This window comes from Colwellia meonggei (genome assembly GCF_057537295.1).
Genome location: NZ_BAAJLZ010000001.1, coordinates 717,064 through 736,346, shown reverse-complemented (window position 1 = coordinate 736,346; position 19,283 = coordinate 717,064). Strand labels below are relative to the sequence as shown.

Below are 19,283 nucleotides of genomic sequence, written 5' to 3'. Positions count from 1 at the left end.
TTTTTTTATAATTTTTTTTTGGCTATTTTCTAGCCCGTATTCGCCCTAGAAATGTTGAAAAATAATACAATTTTGCATTCAGTTGGCAAGAAGTATGCAAGACTCAAGAAGTTCTGGCGGTAGGTTTTCCGAATCAGAAATAACCTAAAATAAGATTGTAAAAGGATAACAAACGTGATTAAAAAATAAGGCTTACTATTTTCATAGTAAGCCTTAAATAATTAAAAACTGAGGTATAAAAGCAACTAAGCTAAAACAATTTTTAGCGAGTTATTAACCGAAAAATAAGCGCCACAACCAACCATGATTAAGGTCTTTCTCACAACTCTTTAATTGACTACCGTAACGTTTTGCTCGGTTATCTACCTTACGAGCAACTTTCACTAGCCACGCCTTCTTTTTATAACTTTTACGTTTAAACCCGCCCCAACCTTCGTGGTAATTAAGATACTGGTTATAAGCATCCCATTTAGAAATTTTATTAATTTTTTGCGTTTTGAAAATAAACCAACCCATAAAATCGATTGCATCATCAAAATCATCACGGTCAGCGCCTGAGTTATCAGTTTCACGTACATAATCATCCCATGTCATGGTCTTTGCCTGAGAATAACCATAAGCACTACTAACACGTCCCCACGGGATAAAACCTAATAGATAATCTCGAGGCGGTAATGCGTCAGCTTTAAATGAGCTTTCTTGATACATCATACTCATAGGCACATGAATTGGCACACCCCAGCGCTCTCGGGCATCTTTAGCAGCGAAATACCAATCTCTATGTTCTCTAAATATTTCACATAAATTTTCAGGATTTTTTGGTGGACTTGTTGCACAGCTTGAAAGGGTTAAGCAAGCGAGCACTGAGATGATAAGCGTTTTAAAAAATGTCATTAATACATGGAGTTGGTTTTTAATAACAACATCATGCCAGAATATTTTTTCATTTTCAGGGAAATGTCGCAATTTTTTACACTTTCACTAAACTTTTTCATTAACCAACATTTTTCATTAGTCGACAATTAAGATATCAGGCAGAAAGCACTGACAATTAAAGTACTGTAAAAAGGCTAGAAAATAAAATTAAATTTTCGGAACTAAATCTATTTTATCTACTCATAGTTAATGAGAGAGTTATTCCCCTGAAGTGTTTTATGTTTTAGCGCACATTTATTTTACGATAAATGTGCTTTTTTTTAGCTGAAATTATGTGAATGATTGCAACATGCCAAAATTTAAGACAAGCAAGTCTATTAACCAAATCGTAAGCCATTGTTTAATTAGGGCATTTTCACATTAAAAATAAAACAAAAATAAATCGAACAAAAAATGAACTATAAAAATAAGCTGTGGTCAAATAACTTGAAAGCAAAACCTCCCTGGACTGCTTTCTTATTATTTGCAGCGCGTTGCCCTAACGCGCTTTTTTTTGTGCAGAAATTATCCATACTTCTCAAAAGCTACTGAATACAGTTATCAAATAACGGTTTAAATTAGCTAGGCAAAGTAATCACTTATAAACGTATCAAAGTCGACTGTATCCGCCTTTTCAATTGCAGATTGTGCTGCTAATGACTCAGCCGCTGTATCAGCAAAATACTGTGCACTATAAGCTTGATAATCTTGTGCTAACAACTGCTCTTTATAGGTACTTGCATTAGCCAATGCAATTTGAGTTAACGATTGCTGCTCAGTAACAACTTTTGATAAGATTTGTGCTGATGGCGTTAAATTAGCGTTGTTAATTTTTTCTGCTTCTGTTGCTAACGCTGTTTGATACAAGTTATTGCCATTGGCTTGATCAAGCAAAGTGGCAACATTTGCTAATTTAGTAAAAATTTCATTACCCCATTGAGGTATTGATTTATCTTTATCATGATCTTTAAGCAATAGTTCTGGATCGCGACCTCGCACGACTACCTGGTCCATATTTTCTTCACAAACGGCTTGTTCCGCACAGCTAAGTTCTGGGCTTGCTTCAAATAAACAATATGTTAGAAAAATATCTAAAAATCGAATTTGTTCAACACTAATACCGGTCGCTGAAAATGGGTTTACATCTAAAGCTCTAACCTCTATATATTCAACACCGCGATTTTTTAGCGCTTCTGAGGGTTTTTCATTAGGTTTAGCAACGCATTTTGGCCTAACAGGGGCATATAATTCGTTCTCAATTTGCAAGACATTAGCATTTAATTGCTGATATTCACCGTTCACCTTAATGCCAATTTCAGCGAATTTGTCGGATGGCAAGTTAATAGCGTTTTTAACGCCATCTAAATAACCAGACAAATTGTTATAACAAATTTGTAAAGATGATTGTTCACTGTTGGTATAACCTAAATCGCTCATTCTTAGCGAAGTGGCATGCTCTAAATACATATAACCTTTGTCAGTTTTCTTAAATGGCAAATTAGTATTTTTATTCTGTAAAAATGAACTGCATATAGCTGGCGAGCTACCGTATAGATATGGAATCAACCAACAAAAACGCTTGTAATTTCTTAATAAAGCAAAGTACTTCTCTGAGATATAATCATCAATTGGAATACTGCTTTTTTCAATTGCCTGCATGGATTGCCAAAAGCTCTTTGGAAAAGAGAAATTGAAGTGAATCCCGGAGATTACTTGCATCATACTACCGTAGCGGTTTTTCAAACCTTGACGGTAAACAGTTTTCATTTTGCCTATATTTGACTTACCGTATTGTGCCAGCGGAATTTTATCGTCATCTTCAACAAAACACGGCATACTCATTGGCCATAAAACCTCACCATCAAGTTGACTTAAAGTAAACTTTTGTACGTCTTCTAATTGTGAAATTGCAACTTCAGGTGCATAACTTACTGGAGTAATAAACTCCAATAAGGTTTCTGAATAGTCGGTGGTAATATTAGGATGAGTCAGCGCCGAACCTAATTTTTCACTGTGCGCTTGTTCAGATAATCGTCCTTTAGGCAGTACCCTAAGTGCTTCACGCTCTATACCACGGCCAATTTTGCTTAAAGATGCGTTATGACTTTCATTGCTAAAAGCGGTGATATATTCATTTAATGATAGTGTCAAAATAATTCCTGATGCGATACGCCAGTAAGTAAGAGCTATTTAAGGGTGAAACCTAAATTTTCAATGCCCACAGGCATTTATTATTATGTATTTATGCGCTAGGTCAAATAAATAAAGTATAAGCAAACATTTCTAAATACATTAATTACATGATAAAACCGCTACTCACAGGCAACTTTTACATTTTCAGTGTGCATTATAAAACCCTACGAGAGAATATTGACCCGAGTAAATCAATAAATATTTCTTTAACTTAACTGCCAAGAATTGCAATGGTAAATTAGGTTCCTTATTAGTCTGGCATACGGTAAAGTTAGCGAAAAATAATAAGAAAGGTTTGCCATGCAAGACAGCATTTTTAGTTTACTTCCTCCCCTTGTTGCCATTGTAATTGCTATTTGGCGAAAAAACGCTCTTTTCGCACTACTATGTGGCGTATTACTATGCCACTTATTAATTAGTAACGGTAATCCTATCGATGGTTTCAGCGGTACATTCCTTGGTATTAGTGACGTCTTTTTATCCCTAGGCAATGTTTACATTATTAGTTTCAGCTTAATGATTGGTGCTCTTGTTACTATCATGAATCAGTCGGGGGCAGTAAATGGTTTTATTAACCACTTAGCATCATTGAATTTAGTTAAAAATAGTCGCCAAGCTAGTGTATTACCGACAGTAATCGGTACTACTATTTTTACCGATACCAACCTAAGTATGTTCACTGCCGGCATGGCTAGCCAAAAGTTATTTGATCACCATAAACTAAGCCGCGCTCGCTTGGCATATCTGGTTGATTCCACCTGTGCACCAGTTAGCATTTTGTTTTTAGTTAATGGTTGGGGAGCTTATGTACTCGGCTTGCTAGACGGATACTCTTTTGATGACCCCGTTGGCATACTTATCGGCACAATTGGCTATAACATTTACGCTATCATCGCAGTCGCTCTTGCCTATTACACAGCCTTTAGTGGCAAAGTGTATGGCCCGATGAAGTACGCAGAATCACTTGTCGAGGAAAACAAGCAAGCAACGGTTGATAATATTGCGCCAGCTCGAATAATGTGGCTGCCCATGCTCTCATTACTCGTTGGCACATTTGTATTGCTTTGGTTTACTGGCGATGGTGATATACGTCGCGGCTCAGGCGCATTTTCCGTTTTTTGGTCGGTGATTGCAGCACTAGTATTCTTAATCATTCTGGTACTTGGCCATCAGCTAATGGCATTCAAGCAAATAATGTCGGCAGCAGTTCAGGGCATTAAACACATGTCACCAGTGGTAGCGATATTAGTTTTATCCTTTGCTTTTGGTGACGCTATAAAAGCACTTGGTACAGGGGTTTACGTTAGCCAATTAATTAATGTTGACGTACCACTATTTTTAATCGCGCCAATTCTATTTGTTGCAGCCGCTATTATGGCATTTGCTACTGGCACTTCATGGGGTACGTTTGCGATATTAATCCCAATTGCGGTACCTATTGCCCAGCAAAGCGGCCTACCTGTTGAATTTTTAGTTGCTGCGGTACTCGGTGGTGGTATTTTTGGTGACCACGCATCTCCTATCTCTGACACAACTGTTGTTGCCTCTATTGCCAGTGGTTGCGATCACTTCGAGCATGTGAAAACTCAGTTGCCATATGCCTTAGTTGGCGCAGCATTAACTATAATTACTTATATTGCCATTGGCTTGAGCTTTTAATAAACCGTCATGACAAAAATGAATACGATTAAACTAGTTGATGAAGAAGTTGATTTTTTAGTTGTTGATAAGCCCAATGACGTTAATTTTCATGATGAAGAAAACACAGGTTTTGGTTTTTACTCACAAGTAAAAAAGTTCGCAGCAGCGCAGCTTGGTGTTGAAGAACTTTATCCTGTCCATCGTTTAGATAAAATGACTTCGGGCTTAATTATATTTGCAAAAAATATTAATACCGCCCGAGCATTCCAGTTAATGTTTGAACAGCATGAAGTCGAAAAATATTACTTAGCTATCGCTGACGGTAAACCCAAAAAGAAGCAAGGCCTGATCAAAGGCGACATGGAGAAAAGCCGTCGTGGTATGTGGAAGTTAATGCGAACCACGGAAAATCCTGCAATCAGCCAGTTTATCTCCAGTAGTATTGCCGTTAAAAGACGAATATATTTAATCAAACCTCATTCGGGTAAAACACACCAAATTCGCGTTGCATTAAATAGCTTAGGTGTGCCTATTTTAGGTGATCCTTTATATGGTAATAACACCGAGACTGATCGTGGGTACCTACACGCTTTTGCAATCAAATTTACCTTAGAAAATAAAAGCTATCAGTATTGCCAAATGCCAACTTCTGGTGATGAATATAGTACCTCAGCAACGATCGCAGAAATTGAAAAGCTAACCCCTCCATGGCAACAACCTTGGCCCAAAATATAGATTAAGAAGCTACAAGCAATTACTGTAATCGAAAAAATCATCCTTTCTATATTTTCTTCCCCCTAAACTGAGTATCTCTACTTTAAAATTAAAAAAGGGAGCTTTCGCTCCCTGTTTTTAATTACACTAATTTATTGTTATAGCGAGTGCCAAAATACAATAGCAATTGCTGTTGGGCAAACAAACTTAGTGTACCAAGGCCAGATTTTCCAAAATAAAGAGTGCTCTACCATATCATTGCCCTCTTTAAGTTCAGTTAAAATGTCATTGCGATACCAAATCCAACCAACAAAAACACAACAAAGCATGGCAATAATCGGCTGTCCGTATTGGGTGGCAAGTACGGCAACAAAATCAAGCATAAAGCTAATATTAGTGATAATAATAGCGCTAAGAATAAAAATACCGATACCAATATAAGTGGTTACTTTTTTGCGCTCTATTTTATGGCGTTCAACCGCGTATGAAACCGGCCCTTCTAACATAGATATTGACGATGTTAATGCTGCCACCGACATTAAAATAAAGAATGCCAATGCTACATATAAACCAATACTACCCATGCTATTAAACAAACTAGGCAATACAGTAAACACTAAACTTGAGCCTGAAATTAAACTGCCATCTTCAGCAAAAATTGCCACACCTTGCGCTTGAGCAACATACATAGCAGGAATAATAAGTAAGCCAGCTAAAAAGGCAATCGAGACATCAATTAGAGTAACTTGCGCACCTAATGTAACTAAATTCTCTTTTTTCGAAATGTACGAGCCGTAAATAACCATAACGCTGGTACCCAATGACAATGAAAAGAATGCTTGCCCTAAAGCACTAATTAACAAGTCAGGTTCGAAAACTCGGCTAATGTCTGGATTTAAGTAAGCATTAACCCCCTCTCTTGCACCTTTTAAGGTCATCACATATGAAATTAAGCCGAGCAGTAAGAAAATCAACAGGGGCATCAAACGTTTTGACCATTTCTCAATACCTTCTTCAACACCACGGCGAATAATAAAAATAGTCAAAAACATAAACAATGCGCAAAACAACAAGTTACGCTGTAGTGATTGGGTAATCACCCAGTCGGCTGCTGACCCCATACCAAGTAAACGGGTAAAAGGTTCAACTGCATACGACATCATCCAGCCAGCTAAAATACCGTAGAAACTTAAAATAAGTGCAGCACAAATGATGCCACCAAAACCAACAACAAAGGCAAAACGTTTGTGAAATAAATTACGTGATACTTTCTGTAAAGACGTTACCGCATTTGCCTGACCATATCGACCAATCAGTAATTCAGCCATAAAAGCGGGATATGCCAAAGAAAAAGCAAGTACCAGATAAACTAGAACGAAGGCAGCACCACCATTACTTGCTGTTTGGGTGGGAAAACCCCAAATATTGCCTAAACCCACTGCAGAACCTGCAGCAGCCATAATAAAACCTATGCGTGAACTAAACGCACCTCTAGAAGCAGCCATTTAAAACCATCTTATTATTATTCGGATGTAGCTTAATCTACTTAAACTCATAACAAAAAAACAGCGTTTATTACGAAAAAGCCTATTGAAAGTAACTTTAAGGGAAATTCTATGCGTAAACTTTTACTTACTGTTTAAATTACAGGCAAAATAGATATACAAAAAATAAAAAAGAGGCAATTAGCCTCTTCTTAAAATATAAAACGTTTATCACCAAAACAAACCTTGCGAATGGTGATTAAGATTTAATATTAATCTCTGAAATTATTAAACTGAAAAGATTGCTCTAATTCAGCTTCTCTCACTAACTTCATTACTGCTTGTAAGTCATCACGTTTTTTACCCGTTACGCGTACTTGTTCGCCTTGAATAGACGCTTGCACTTTTAACTTACTATCTTTAATCAACTTCACAACTTTCTTAGCTACTGGCTGCTCAATACCTTCTTTAAAAGTTACTATTTGGCTAAAATTTCTTCCTGAACTCTCTACAGCGCCTAATGTTAAGGCTTTGGCATCAATATGGCGTTTTGCTAACTGCGCTCGTAACATATCTGCCATTTGCTTTAAACGTGCGTCAGCATCACCTTTCATGGTTACCGCTGGGCTTTTCCAAGTAAAGCTGGCATCAACACCACGGAAATCAAACCGAGTTGATAATTCGCGAGTTGCGTTATCGGTCGCATTTCTAACTTCTTCCAAATTAATTTCGGAAACAATATCCATTGAAGGCATAATAAATCTCAATTTTGAAAAATTATCGCTATATTATCAATAACAGCTTGCAATATCATCACTAAGCTTGACATTCACTAGCAATAAAATATCAGCACTTCACTATTAAAGGCATTGAAGAGAGATAGTTTTACCACCAGAGCCCTGATATGATATCAAGCACCTAGATTCAATATTACTTTTGCCACACCTTAATGAAAAGTCGCTACCACCTATCTATTCTGACCGTTCTTATTACACTATTTTTTGCACTGTATTTTAGTTCAGAAGAATTTAGAAGATTAGTTTTTCGCAGTACTCAAATAGACTCAATTGGTCATATCATTAGCTTCTTCGCATTAACTTGGGTACTGCATAGCATTTTAAAATTACCACTACTAAATACCATGCTTACAGTAGCTTTTTACGGCGCGTTAACTGAACTAGGGCAGTATTACTTGGGCTTTCGTAGCGGTGAGTTTAATGACTTCTTCTCAGATCTGGTTGGCATAGCCCTCTTTGGGCTAGTCCGCTGGTCTATTCTTATGTACCGTAATCGTAGTGGCAATAGGTTATAGCCTTGAATATTGTCATTATTGGCCAAGGGGCTATTGGCTTACTTTGGTATCATAAATTATCAAAACAGGCTAGCAACCAAGTCAGTTTGCAATGTTCAGCACGAATAACTCAAGCCCCCAAACATTCGCTATTTACAGATAGAGAAAACCACACAACTTCTCAGCCGTTAACCTTGGCAACCGCAAGTGACTTGCAGACTGCAGATATGATTTTGGTATGCCTAAAGTCTTATAATATCGCGCCATTACTTCCTTCTTTAGCAAAAACAGTAAGTGCAAGCACTAGTGTTATTTTTTGCCATAACGGCATGATTAACCCACAGCAATTTTTAGTACTCAACCAACCTTGTTATACACTACTAACCACACACGCCAGTAAAATTATCGAACCATTTCATGCTAAACATACCGGACTTGGTCATAACGATATTGGCTTAATTTGTGGCGACGCTGAAAGAACTCAGCAAGAAAAAGTCATTCAATGCTTAGCTGAGGCGCTACCAACAGTATCCTTCAGTGAAAACATTAATACCAAGCAGTGGCTAAAGCTAGCGATTAACTGCGTTATTAATCCAATAACGGCTATTAATAATATTGCTAATGGCGCAATAGTACATACTCAATTTCAACAGCAAATAGCGATGATATTAAAAGAAGTCGTCTTGATTGCAGAACATAACGGTGTGTTATTTGATCATCAGCAATTAATAGCACGAGTACTGACTGTCGCTAAAGACACGGCCGATAACTGCTCGTCAATGCGTAGTGATATTCTACAACAGCGACGTACAGAAATAGATGATATTAATGGTTATGTCGTTAATTTAGCGAAGCGTTTAAATATAACGCTAGTGGAAAACGAACGCTTAGTGCGTGAAATAAAAGTGCTTGAATATCATAATAAGTAAAAGCCAAACCTAATTAATGCTGAATATTAAATGTTAAAAAGGCCATTAAGCAATCAATGCTCATGGCCTTTTTTATATTTAAATTTAATTTATTGACTGCTACTCTTACAGAAGTTAAATCTACGGCCGATAAACCTTAACGTTAGTAAAACCAGCGCCTAATAAGTACAAAGCTTGTAGTTTGCTCATTATCCCTTGGTCACAATACAATAAATAGTCTTTTGATTTATCTAAATCACCAAACTGAGTGGCTAATTTATAGAAAGGTAAATGCTTAACTTCAACACCATCAATTTCCAACGGGTTTTCATCTTCTTCTTCTGGGCTACGGATATCGAGTACCACTGAATTTTCTGGAATGTTATCTAAGGTATCTACAGCGTGAATTTCTTCTTCACTTTCTTTACCAATATCGCGAATATCAAAAACACGTGCTTGTTCAACAACATTGTCTAAAATAGATAAGTCAAAATTTGCTTCTTCTGCTTCAACTTTTGATAGCACAGCTTTTACTGTTGGTTTTTTCGAAATAACACCACAGTATTCAGGAATGGTTTTAGCAAAATCTTCCGTACCTATTTTACGCGCAATATCAATAATATCTTGCTTATCATAAGCTGCTAGCGGTCGTAAAATAAGGGTGTCAGTTACTCGGTCAATTACATTTAGGTTTGTTAATGTTTGGCTTGATACCTGCCCTAGCGCTTCACCTGTAATCAAAGCTTGAATGCCCATTTTCTCAGCGACTTTGGCAGCAGCACGCATCATCATACGTTTTAACACGACACCCATTTGGCCGTTTTCAATATTTTCTAATATTTCAGCAACAACTGGCTCAAAATCAACGGCAATAAATTTCACTCGATGCGAAGCGCCATACTTATTCCATAAATAGTGGCTAACTTGTTTAACACCGACTTCATGCGCTGCACCACCTAAATTGAAGAAACAATAATGTGTTCGCGCACCTTTTTTGATCATTTGATAACTGGCAACACCTGAGTCAAAACCACCCGACATTAATGACAACACGTCTTCTTGGGTAGCAATAGGGAATCCACCCAGCCCTTGATGGCGCTCAGTAACAATAAATAAGTTTTCGTTTTTAACTTCTAAATGTACGGTAACATCAGGGTTCTTTAACTTTACACGTGCCGATTCAACTTGTTGATTTAAACCACCGCCAACATATTGTTCAACTTTCAATGAGTTAAAATCATGATTGCCAGTTCGCTTTACCCGTACACAGAAGCTCTTATTTTCGATATTTTTCGCATGTACTGCCAAAGTTTTTTCATAAATATCGTGCACATCGGTAAAGCTTGTCTGTTGAACTTCAATGAAAAGAGGAATGCCAGGAATACACTTTAAGGTTTCAATTAACTTTAATCGGTTTTCAGGTGAGTTATTAGCAGTATTAACTTCTATATTGTCCCAGTTCATTCGTGTAGTAACTTGCTCATCAACACGACGCAAAACATTTTTTATACTTGACTCTAAAATCTTAGTAAAACGTTTACGCACCGGACGGCTTTTAATGGTAATTTCAGCCTGCAATTTAACAATAAATTTCATCAATAATAACACCCACATGTAGAATGGCGCGCATTATACACTAAAATTCAATATATACCCAAGTCAGCTAATGGCCCAATTTTAAGCAATATTAGGTAACTATTAACGCTCCTGTGCATCGACCCACAAATACACATTAACACTGTAATTTCATGACTTACAAAGAACGAACATGTACTTGCGTTATTGCCCATATGGATATAGATACTTTGCTTTAGTCAGGAACAAAAAACTGACCGTACATCGACGTGCATGGATGCACTAATGCCTTGAAAGATAGGATGTCTGAGAAAGGCCTGTACATAAAAAAGGAGTACATCGCTGTACTCCTTTTATTTGGTTTTGTATCATCAACAAGCTTTAGTGCTTAACAAAGTTACTCTTGCTTTATTGACACCGGCTCTGTTTCTTTCGCCTTACCTTGGTTAATGGCAATTTCAACACGACGATTTAAGCGACGATTCAAGCGATTAGTATTCGGTACTAATGGACGAGTATCCGCATGGCCAACCACTAATAAACGTGATTGGTCAAAGCCTGGCACTTTAATAATTTCATGGGCTATAGCAACCGCACGTTTACTGGATAAATCCCAATTTGAGGTAAATAATTCCGAATTAATACCTTGGTTATCGGTATTGCCTGAAATCATAATTTCACCTGGTACGGTATTTAACAATAAACCTATTTCTCGCATAATCGGTTTAAACTGCGGTTGTAAAAATGCTGAACCCGATGGAAATGAACCATTCTCACGAATGCGAATGATCACTTGCTGTCCTAAGGACTCAAGCTCAATCGCACCATCTTGAATTTGTTGTTCAAGTTGGTCTGCTATTTTTTTAACTAAGTCATTCACTTGCTCTTGAGATGCTTGCTCTAGCTCATCTTTAGCTTTTTGCATAGCTTGTGCCGACATTTCGTCTGCGGTACTTTGTGATTGACCACCACGTTCAGTACCTCGCTGCTCTTGTCGGCCACCGGCTGAGGTTTCATCACCAGCTTGGAACTCCAACATTTGTTGGGTCATTTCCATAGTTTGTTGCTGAATAACTTCTATTGGCGTCGGCTCAGGCTTACCGGGACGAAACTCTTGGGCAATAATACTCGTCCCTTTAGGAATATCCTTTACTTCAATTTTATTTTGTACACCAAAGGCAAATTTCATCGAGCCAGCTATTTGCTTAAACTTTAAAACATCCATTTCGGAAAAAGACAATAGCAAAACGAAAAAGCACATTAGCAGTGACATTAAGTCAGCGAATGTTCCCATCCAAGCCGGTAGCCCGGGGGGCGGACATTTACATTCTTCTTCCATACCTTTTCCCCCTACTCTTCAGTGGTACTAATTGTACGTTTGCTTTCAGCAAGATAATTCTTCAATAAACCTTCAATAACACGAGGGTTTTGGCCATCTTGAATACCTAGCACGGCATCAAGAATCAGCTGTTGGTTCATTTTTTCTTCATTTAAACGCAATTTAAGTTTATTGGCGATAGGAATGGCAATAACGTTAGCTAGAAAGGCACCATAAAGCGTTGTAAGTAAGGCTACCGCCATCGCAGGACCAATAGCTTTTGGATCATCCATGTTTGATAACATAGCAACTAGACCGATTAAGGTACCTATCATTCCCATCGCTGGCGCAACATCTGCTAATCCCATCATCATACCGATACCCGTTTCATGACGCTCACTGGTCAAGGTGATATCTTTTTGTAAGGTACCTCGCACTACATCAGCATCGTGGCCATCAACAAGCATATCAACACCTTTCTGCATAAAGGCATTCGAAATTTCAGCTTCTTCTAATGCTAAAAAGCCACCTTTACGTGCTGCATCAGCCATTTCAACTGACTTTTCAATAAGCTCATCAGGTTGTTCAATTTTAAATAAGAACGCCTTTCCGGCAATTTTTCCGATAGTGAAAAACTGTCCCATATTATAATTAGAAAGCACGACAAATATTGATCCACAAAAAACAATCAATATCGATTGAGTATCAACGAACATATTAATGTCGCCACCTAAGATCATTGCCATTACAATAAAGCCAATAGCGCCAACCATTCCCAATAGCGTTGCTAAATCCACAAATGCCTCCAATAAATTCTTTAGATATACTCGCTAAGTTGATAATACCTGATGAATAGGTGTTAGGCGAATACTTATATTTTTCCGTATACTCGTATTATCGCCCATATTGTCAATAACTTAACCAGCAATTTTTATTATATTTCCAACCAGCTTAATTTCATCATTAATTGACCCAGCGCCTAAGCTAAGGTAAGTTTGCGCCTAGAGTTCATATCAGGCTGAAAAAAGTCCATGGCAAGAAAGAAAATCGAGAATTTAAGCTTCGAAGAGTCCTTAGCTGAATTAGAAAATATTGTACAAAATTTAGAACAAGGCGAGCTTAGTCTTGAAGATTCTATGACTTTATTTGAACGCGGCTTAACATTAAGTCAGCACAATCAAGAGAAGCTACAAGGTGCCGAGCAGCAAATTAATATTCTGCTTGAAAAAAATGGCAAAGCACAACTGGAATCATTTGTTGTTGATGAGAATAATACCAGTGACTAAACTTACCAATATTGAGCGAGTACAAGCACGCATTGATGATTACTTAATCAGTAAACTCGACAACTTGCCGATTAATGATGAAAAACTACACGCCGCCATGCGTTATGGTTTGCTCATTGGTGGTAAGCGCATGCGCCCTTATCTTGCATATATCACAGGCGAAGCACTGAATGCGAAACAAAGTGATATTGATGGTGTTGCCGCAGCATTAGAATGTATTCATGCTTACTCACTACTACATGACGATTTACCCGCGATGGACGATGATGACTTACGTCGTGGGCAACCAACTTGCCATAAAGCATTTGACGAAGCGACAGCTATTCTTGCTGGCGACAGTCTACAAACTTTAGCGTTTGATATTATTGCTAATCACCCATTTTCAGCTGACATTGCGGCAAAACGTATCGAACTATTGCGACTCTTGGTAAATGCCAGTGGCTACCAAGGTATGTGCGGCGGACAAGCCCTTGATTTAGCCGCTACTGGTAAAGCAATTTCATTACAAGAATTAGAAACCTTACATTCATTAAAAACTGGCGCATTACTCGAAGCGTCAGTGATGATGGCTGCACAATGCAGCACAATAGCTTCAGACAACGATAAAAAACAATTGGCTCACTTTGCCAAGCTTATTGGTCTTGCATACCAAGTTCGTGACGACATTATTGACATAACGTCAACAGAAGAAGAGCTAGGAAAACCTGCAGGTTCTGATCTTGAAGCTAATAAAAGCACCTACCCAGCATTACTTGGTTTAGCGGGTGCGCAAGAAAAAGCTGACAACTTATATCAACAAGCGCTTCAAGCTTTAGCGACTTTGCCCTACAATACACAGAATTTATCCGATTTTGCGACCTTCATCATTAATCGCAAACATTAATATTTTAAATTAAATAGAATAATATGACTACGAACCTAACTGAATACCCTTTACTGGCTAACATCAATACTCCTGATGATTTACGTAAATTAGATCAAAATCAATTGGCACAAACCAGCGAAGAATTAAGACGTTACCTATTAAATTCAGTCAGTAAAAGTAGTGGCCATTTTGCCTCAGGTTTAGGGACTATCGAACTAACCGTTGCCTTACATTATGTTTATAACACTCCTTTTGATCATTTAATTTGGGATGTGGGACATCAAGCATACCCACATAAAATATTAACTGGTCGACGTGACCAATTACATACCATACGCCAAAAAGATGGTTTACACCCATTTCCATGGCGTGAAGAAAGTGAATACGATGTATTGAGTGTTGGTCATTCAAGTACTTCAATTTCCGCAGCACTCGGTATGGCTGTTGCGGCTGAAAAAGAAGCGAAAAATCGTAAAGTAGTTGCTGTTATAGGTGATGGCGCTATGACCGCTGGAATGGCATTTGAAGCATTAAATCACGCCGGTGATATCAACAAAGATATGTTGGTGATTTTAAACGACAATGAAATGTCAATTTCAGAAAACGTTGGCGCATTAAATAATCACTTAGCAAAAATGTTATCGGGAAGCTTATACACTGGCATTCGTGAAGGTAGTAAGCGCATACTTAATAACATTCCACCTATTAAAGAATTAGCAAGTCGTGCTGAAGAGCACTTGAAAGGCATGGTGGTACCAAGTACATTTTTTGAAGAGTTAGGTTTTAATTATATCGGCCCAATTGACGGCCATGATGTCGATGGCTTAGTTGATACCATTTCGAATATGCGTAACCTTAAAGGGCCACAAATACTGCACATTGCCACGAAAAAAGGTAAAGGCTATCAGCAGGCCGAGCAAGACCCAATTAAATATCACGCAGTACCTAAGTTTGACCATACAGAAACGAGCTTGCCAAAAAGTGCACCGAGTTTACCGACTTACTCTGCAATCTTCGGTGACTGGTTATGTAAAACCGCCGAACAAGATGCAAACCTGGCAGCAATTACGCCAGCGATGCGCGAAGGCTCAGGCATGGTTGAATTTAGCCAACGCTTCCCACAACAATATTATGATGTTGCGATTGCCGAGCAGCACGCAGTAACCTTTGCTGCAGGCTTAGCCATAGGTGGTCGTAAACCTGTGGTTGCTATTTATTCAAGCTTCTTACAACGAGGCTATGATCAATTAATTCATGATGTTGCCATTCAAAACTTACCTGTGCTTTTTGCTATTGACCGTGCTGGTATTGTTGGTGCTGATGGTCCAACCCATCAAGGCTCATTTGATTTAAGCTTTATGCGTTGTATTCCAAATATCACCATAATGACGCCGTCAGATGAACGCGAATGTCAATTGATGTTAAATACCGGTTACCAGTTAAATTCCCCGGCTGCGGTTCGTTACCCACGTGGCAGTGGCAATGGCGCGACTTTGCCAACAATTAATGAAACCATCGAAGTAGGTAAAAGTAAGCAAATTCGCGCAATAACAGAAAATGAGCTAGAAACTAAAATTGCCATCCTCAACTTTGGTACCACTTTAGCGGAAGCGAAATTAGCGGCAGATTCACTAGATACGACGCTAATCGATATGCGCTTTGTTAAGCCGCTAGATACTGCAATTATCAACGAATTATGTGCTACCCATGATGTAATAGTTACTGTAGAAGATAATGCCATTGCAGGCGGTGCAGGCTCTGCAGTTAACGAATTTATTCTGAATCAAGGAATGATGAAAAAAGTACTTAATATTGGCTTACCTGATAACTTTATTAAGCACGGTACACAGGCAGAAATTCATCAAGAATTGGGGCTCGATAGCCAAGGTGTCATTGAAAAAATAAAGCAATTTATTGCTTAGGCAATACGCTTCAATAAAACTCCTAAAAGCCGAAAGCGACTAAAAAAAAGCGATTTGAATAACTTCAAATCGCTTTTTTAATATTAGTTACTGCATGTTGTTATATAAACCAAGTAAAAGCAACATACAGTGTTAAACACAATACATGCTTAGTCAGCAATATATTCAACCACTTCTAAGCCAAAGCCTGATAGTGAATGATATTTAGTTTGCGAGCTCAATAAGCGCATTTTACTAACACCTAAGTTAGCAAGAATTTGCGAGCCAACACCAACATTCCGTGAGCCAACATGACGCTTAACTTCTTTTACACTTTCACCAGCATCTAGCTTGGCATATTTTTCAACTTGGGAAATTAGTTCCATCGGCGACTCATGTTTACCTAGTAACACCAAGACACCGCCTTCTTTACCAATTTTTTCTAACGCATCAGCCATCGGCCATTTAGCAACACTTTCACGCTGACTAAATAGTAAATCTCTAAAGGTATTCTCTAAATGAACACGCACTAACGTTGGCTCTTCAGCTTTAATTTCGCCTTTCGTTAAAGCAAAATGAGCTTGTCCATCAATAGTATCTTTAAATACTGTTAAATCAAAATCACCAAATGCCGTTGGTAGCTTGCATTGAGAAATACGCTCAATAGTTGTTTCATTGGCATTTCGGTATTCAATTAAATCGGCAATAGTGCCCATTTTTACGCCATGTTTTTCAGCGATAATCTCTAAATCTGGGCGACGCGCCATAGTGCCGTCTTCATTCAAAATTTCAACAATAACAGCAGCAGCTTCTAGCCCAGCTAACCGTGCTAAATCAACACCAGCTTCCGTATGGCCAGCACGATTTAATACGCCGCCATCTTTGGCAATAAGTGGAAAAATATGACCAGGTTGCACTATCGAGTTATGATCTGCGTCTTTAGCGACAGCCGCTAAAACTGTTGTCGCACGATCTGCCGCAGAAATACCAGTTGTTACGCCTTCAGCCGCCTCAATTGACACGGTAAAGTTAGTAGTAAATTGTGCGTCATTTTTATCAACCATCAGTGGCAGTTTTAACGCCTCACAACGATCAGCCGACATCGGCATACAAATAAGACCACGACCATGTGTTGCCATAAAGTTAATTGCTTCTGGTGTAACCTTTTCTGCCGCCATAATGAAGTCACCTTCATTTTCGCGATCTTCATCATCCATTAAGATGACCATTTTACCTTGAGCTATATCGTCGATAATCTCTTGTGGCGTGTGTAAATTCATGACAACCTCTTTATTTAATAAAACCACTACGCGCTAATAGCGCATGCGTAACACCTGACTCTGTTGGCTTGTCAGCCGTTTGCTTGGTAAGTAATCTTTCTATGTAGCGGGCAATCAAATCAACTTCGAGGTTAACTTTACTGCCAACTTGGTATTTATTGATAATTGTTTGCTCTGTGGTATGCGGAACTATCGTTAAACGAAATTTATCTTCCGTTAAACTATTCACAGTTAAACTCGTTCCGTCAATGGTAATAGAGCCCTTTTCGGCAATATATGCCGATAAATCGGCTGGCATAGTTAACCAATAATCAATGCTGTTGCCTTTATGTTCAATAGCAGTAATTTCGCTTACCGCATCAACATGCCCTGAAACCATATGACCACCGAAACGAGTCGTTGGCAGCATAGCTTTTTCAAGATTTACGCTATCACCTATTTGATAATGCGCTAAACCAGTTCTAGTTAATGTTTCACTCGAAACATCAGCACTAAAACTGGCATTATCAAACGCAACAACTGTTAAACAAATACCATTCGTCGCGATAGAATCGCCTAATTTAACATCTGATAAGTCAAGTCCCCCGGTGGCTATGGTGACTCGTGCGCCATCACCTGAGGTATTAATTGCTTTTAACTGGCCAACGGCCTCTATAATTCCTGTAAACATTGACTATTTATGCCTATTTAATTCTCTTGTTAAAAGCGACAGCTACTTCTAGCCACCACACACTTACTATTAATGAGTAAATTTTGCCGTTATGCGAATATCTTTACCGACCATACGTGTATCTGTTATTTCAATGTTTTTCGCATCAGACAATTGCAAAATATTTGGCATATTCACTAAACTTTTGCCATCGCTACCAAGTAATTTCGGTGCTTGAAATAACACTAACTCATCAACTAAATTTTCACCAATAAAAGCCCCGGCTAGCTGAGCACCTGACTCAACCAAAACATCATTTAAGCCTTGTTTGGCTAAGAATGACAATAACAGCTCAAGATCAATGTAATCACTGCCAGCAACTTTTGGAATACAAACTTGTTCTACAGAATGAGGCCAAGTATGGCTGTTTTCAATGGTATGGCGAATTAATAATATTTTACCTGCTTGCTGAAAAATTGGCAGATCGGGAGTTAAGCGATTTTTGCCATCAATAATAATACGAACCGGTTGCCTTACATCATCTTCTGCGTAACTTTTTTTCAATTCACCTAGTGCTTGCCAGCGTACATTCATTTTAGCTTGGTCAAAAAGTACCGAGTCAGCGCCGCAAATAACACCGCAACTTTGCGCTCGTAATCTTTGTACATCAGTGCGTGCTTGGCTACCCGTTATCCACTGGCTTTCGCCACTTGCCATCGCTGTTTTACCATCTAAACTGGCGGCCAGTTTGCAACGTACATAAGGTTTTTGGGTAGTCATTAAATGAATAAAGCCAGGGTTAAGCTCTCGGGCATCTTGTTCGAGTAAGCCAAATTGCGTACTTATGCCTTCGGCTTCTAATATTTTTAACCCTCGGCCAGAAACTTTAGGGTTAGGGTCAACCATAGCGGCAATAACATGCTTAACTTGTGCTTTAACGAGAGCTTCGGCGCAGGGTGGCGTTAATCCGTAATGACTGCACGGCTCTAATGTGACATAAGCTGTTGCGCCTTTTGCTTTCTCACCTGCCTGTGCTAATGCATGTACCTCAGCATGGCCCTCTCCTGCTTTTTTATGAAAGCCTTCTCCAACTATTTCACCATTTTTTACCAATACACAACCCACCCTAGGGTTGGGCGACGTTGTATAATGTCCATGCCTTGCTAATTGTATAGCACGCTGCATAAATTGATGATCTTCAGTTGAAAAGCTTGTCATTATGGCTCTCTGGATAACTTAAATAATGATTTAAATTTGTTTGTT

At 38.5% G+C, this 19,283-nt stretch carries 17 protein-coding genes; 7 read left to right on the top strand and 10 right to left on the bottom strand.

Translation table 11 applies throughout. The features are described from left to right. Positions 1 to 273 precede the first annotated feature (273 nt). On the bottom strand, positions 274 to 894 hold the full coding sequence (locus AC27E9_RS03275) for a transglycosylase SLT domain-containing protein (protein ID WP_487128273.1): 621 nt from the start codon (positions 892 to 894) through the stop codon (positions 274 to 276). A 603-nt stretch (positions 895 to 1,497) separates the two neighbouring features. Beyond that, positions 1,498 to 3,066 carry a glutamate--cysteine ligase gene (gshA, locus tag AC27E9_RS03270; protein ID WP_487127216.1) on the bottom strand — a complete coding sequence of 523 codons (1,569 nt, stop codon included), beginning with the start codon at positions 3,064 to 3,066 and terminating at the stop codon, positions 1,498 to 1,500. Positions 3,067 to 3,408: 342 nt separating this feature from the next. Between gshA and AC27E9_RS03265 the strand changes: the two genes are divergently transcribed. Both AC27E9_RS03265 and AC27E9_RS03260 read left to right on the top strand, forming a co-directional pair. Continuing rightward, on the top strand, positions 3,409 to 4,767 hold the full coding sequence (locus tag AC27E9_RS03265; RefSeq protein WP_487127214.1) for a Na+/H+ antiporter NhaC family protein: 1,359 nt from the start codon (positions 3,409 to 3,411) through the stop codon (positions 4,765 to 4,767). 9 nt (positions 4,768 to 4,776) lie between these two features. Further along, positions 4,777 to 5,484, top strand: coding sequence for a TIGR01621 family pseudouridine synthase (locus AC27E9_RS03260; RefSeq protein WP_487127212.1), 708 nt, complete (start codon positions 4,777 to 4,779; stop codon positions 5,482 to 5,484). A 137-nt stretch (positions 5,485 to 5,621) separates the two neighbouring features. Here AC27E9_RS03260 and AC27E9_RS03255 read toward each other — a convergent pair whose 3' ends face one another. Both AC27E9_RS03255 and AC27E9_RS03250 read right to left on the bottom strand, forming a co-directional pair. Further along, positions 5,622 to 6,968, bottom strand: coding sequence for a sodium-dependent transporter (locus tag AC27E9_RS03255; RefSeq protein WP_487127210.1), 1,347 nt, complete (start codon positions 6,966 to 6,968; stop codon positions 5,622 to 5,624). A gap of 251 nt (positions 6,969 to 7,219) precedes the next feature. Further along, on the bottom strand, positions 7,220 to 7,702 hold the full coding sequence (locus AC27E9_RS03250; protein WP_487127208.1) for a YajQ family cyclic di-GMP-binding protein: 483 nt from the start codon (positions 7,700 to 7,702) through the stop codon (positions 7,220 to 7,222). A gap of 194 nt (positions 7,703 to 7,896) precedes the next feature. On the opposite strand from AC27E9_RS03250, the gene AC27E9_RS03245 reads away from it, so the two are divergent. Continuing rightward, on the top strand, positions 7,897 to 8,259 hold the full coding sequence (locus tag AC27E9_RS03245) for a VanZ family protein (RefSeq protein WP_487127206.1): 363 nt from the start codon (positions 7,897 to 7,899) through the stop codon (positions 8,257 to 8,259). Between the two features lie 2 nt (positions 8,260 to 8,261). Further along, the gene (locus AC27E9_RS03240) at positions 8,262 to 9,167 is read left to right on the top strand and encodes a ketopantoate reductase family protein (RefSeq protein ID WP_487127204.1); all 906 of its coding nucleotides are present in this window, start codon (positions 8,262 to 8,264) and stop codon (positions 9,165 to 9,167) included. A gap of 120 nt (positions 9,168 to 9,287) precedes the next feature. On the opposite strand, the gene thiI is transcribed toward AC27E9_RS03240, so the two are convergent. The 3 genes from thiI to pomA form a co-directional block, all read right to left on the bottom strand. Further along, positions 9,288 to 10,742 (bottom strand): tRNA uracil 4-sulfurtransferase ThiI, encoded by a 1,455-nt coding sequence (thiI, locus tag AC27E9_RS03235; RefSeq protein ID WP_487127202.1) that lies wholly within the window; start codon positions 10,740 to 10,742, stop codon positions 9,288 to 9,290. A gap of 376 nt (positions 10,743 to 11,118) precedes the next feature. Further along, positions 11,119 to 12,060: a flagellar motor protein MotB gene (locus AC27E9_RS03230; protein WP_487127200.1), complete on the bottom strand. Its 942-nt coding sequence runs from the start codon at positions 12,058 to 12,060 to the stop codon at positions 11,119 to 11,121. Between the two features lie 11 nt (positions 12,061 to 12,071). Next, entirely contained in the window at positions 12,072 to 12,836 is a 765-nt protein-coding gene (pomA, locus tag AC27E9_RS03225; protein WP_487127198.1) for a flagellar motor protein PomA, read from the bottom strand. 234 nt (positions 12,837 to 13,070) lie between these two features. Here pomA and xseB point away from each other — a divergent pair, with 234 nt between their 5' ends. From xseB to dxs, 3 genes are read left to right on the top strand one after another with little or no spacing between them, the layout of a single operon-like run. After that, entirely contained in the window at positions 13,071 to 13,325 is a 255-nt protein-coding gene (gene xseB, locus AC27E9_RS03220) for an exodeoxyribonuclease VII small subunit (RefSeq protein ID WP_487127196.1), read from the top strand. After that, a complete protein-coding gene (ispA, locus tag AC27E9_RS03215) occupies positions 13,318 to 14,208 on the top strand; it encodes a (2E,6E)-farnesyl diphosphate synthase (RefSeq protein WP_487127194.1) in 891 nt (296 codons plus the stop codon). The genes xseB and ispA overlap by 8 nt, the downstream gene beginning before the upstream one ends. A gap of 23 nt (positions 14,209 to 14,231) precedes the next feature. Beyond that, entirely contained in the window at positions 14,232 to 16,112 is a 1,881-nt protein-coding gene (gene dxs, locus AC27E9_RS03210; protein ID WP_487127192.1) for a 1-deoxy-D-xylulose-5-phosphate synthase, read from the top strand. A gap of 149 nt (positions 16,113 to 16,261) precedes the next feature. Here the strand turns inward: dxs and ribBA are convergent, their stop codons facing one another. From ribBA to ribD, 3 genes are all read right to left on the bottom strand, one after another. Beyond that, a complete protein-coding gene (ribBA, locus tag AC27E9_RS03205) occupies positions 16,262 to 17,371 on the bottom strand; it encodes a bifunctional 3,4-dihydroxy-2-butanone-4-phosphate synthase/GTP cyclohydrolase II (RefSeq protein ID WP_487127190.1) in 1,110 nt (369 codons plus the stop codon). Positions 17,372 to 17,381: 10 nt separating this feature from the next. Next, positions 17,382 to 18,041: a riboflavin synthase gene (locus tag AC27E9_RS03200; protein ID WP_487127188.1), complete on the bottom strand. Its 660-nt coding sequence runs from the start codon at positions 18,039 to 18,041 to the stop codon at positions 17,382 to 17,384. 69 nt (positions 18,042 to 18,110) lie between these two features. Next, positions 18,111 to 19,238: a bifunctional diaminohydroxyphosphoribosylaminopyrimidine deaminase/5-amino-6-(5-phosphoribosylamino)uracil reductase RibD gene (ribD, locus tag AC27E9_RS03195; protein ID WP_487127186.1), complete on the bottom strand. Its 1,128-nt coding sequence runs from the start codon at positions 19,236 to 19,238 to the stop codon at positions 18,111 to 18,113. Positions 19,239 to 19,283 lie beyond the last annotated feature (45 nt).

Bases quoted from the DNA above. Each gene is read 5' to 3' on its own strand.
- AC27E9_RS03275 (WP_487128273.1), bottom strand. From the start codon at position 894: ATGACATTTTTTAAAACGCTTATCATCTCAGTGCTCGCTTGCTTAACC.
- AC27E9_RS03265 (WP_487127214.1), top strand. From the start codon at position 3,409: ATGCAAGACAGCATTTTTAGTTTACTTCCTCCCCTTGTTGCCATTGTA.
- AC27E9_RS03260 (WP_487127212.1), top strand. From the start codon at position 4,777: ATGACAAAAATGAATACGATTAAACTAGTTGATGAAGAAGTTGATTTT.
- AC27E9_RS03255 (WP_487127210.1), bottom strand. From the start codon at position 6,968: ATGGCTGCTTCTAGAGGTGCGTTTAGTTCACGCATAGGTTTTATTATG.
- AC27E9_RS03250 (WP_487127208.1), bottom strand. From the start codon at position 7,702: ATGCCTTCAATGGATATTGTTTCCGAAATTAATTTGGAAGAAGTTAGA.
- AC27E9_RS03245 (WP_487127206.1), top strand. From the start codon at position 7,897: ATGAAAAGTCGCTACCACCTATCTATTCTGACCGTTCTTATTACACTA.
- thiI (WP_487127202.1), bottom strand. From the start codon at position 10,742: ATGAAATTTATTGTTAAATTGCAGGCTGAAATTACCATTAAAAGCCGT.
- AC27E9_RS03230 (WP_487127200.1), bottom strand. From the start codon at position 12,060: ATGGAAGAAGAATGTAAATGTCCGCCCCCCGGGCTACCGGCTTGGATG.
- xseB (WP_487127196.1), top strand. From the start codon at position 13,071: ATGGCAAGAAAGAAAATCGAGAATTTAAGCTTCGAAGAGTCCTTAGCT.
- dxs (WP_487127192.1), top strand. From the start codon at position 14,232: ATGACTACGAACCTAACTGAATACCCTTTACTGGCTAACATCAATACT.
- ribBA (WP_487127190.1), bottom strand. From the start codon at position 17,371: ATGAATTTACACACGCCACAAGAGATTATCGACGATATAGCTCAAGGT.
- AC27E9_RS03200 (WP_487127188.1), bottom strand. From the start codon at position 18,041: ATGTTTACAGGAATTATAGAGGCCGTTGGCCAGTTAAAAGCAATTAAT.
- ribD (WP_487127186.1), bottom strand. From the start codon at position 19,238: ATGACAAGCTTTTCAACTGAAGATCATCAATTTATGCAGCGTGCTATA.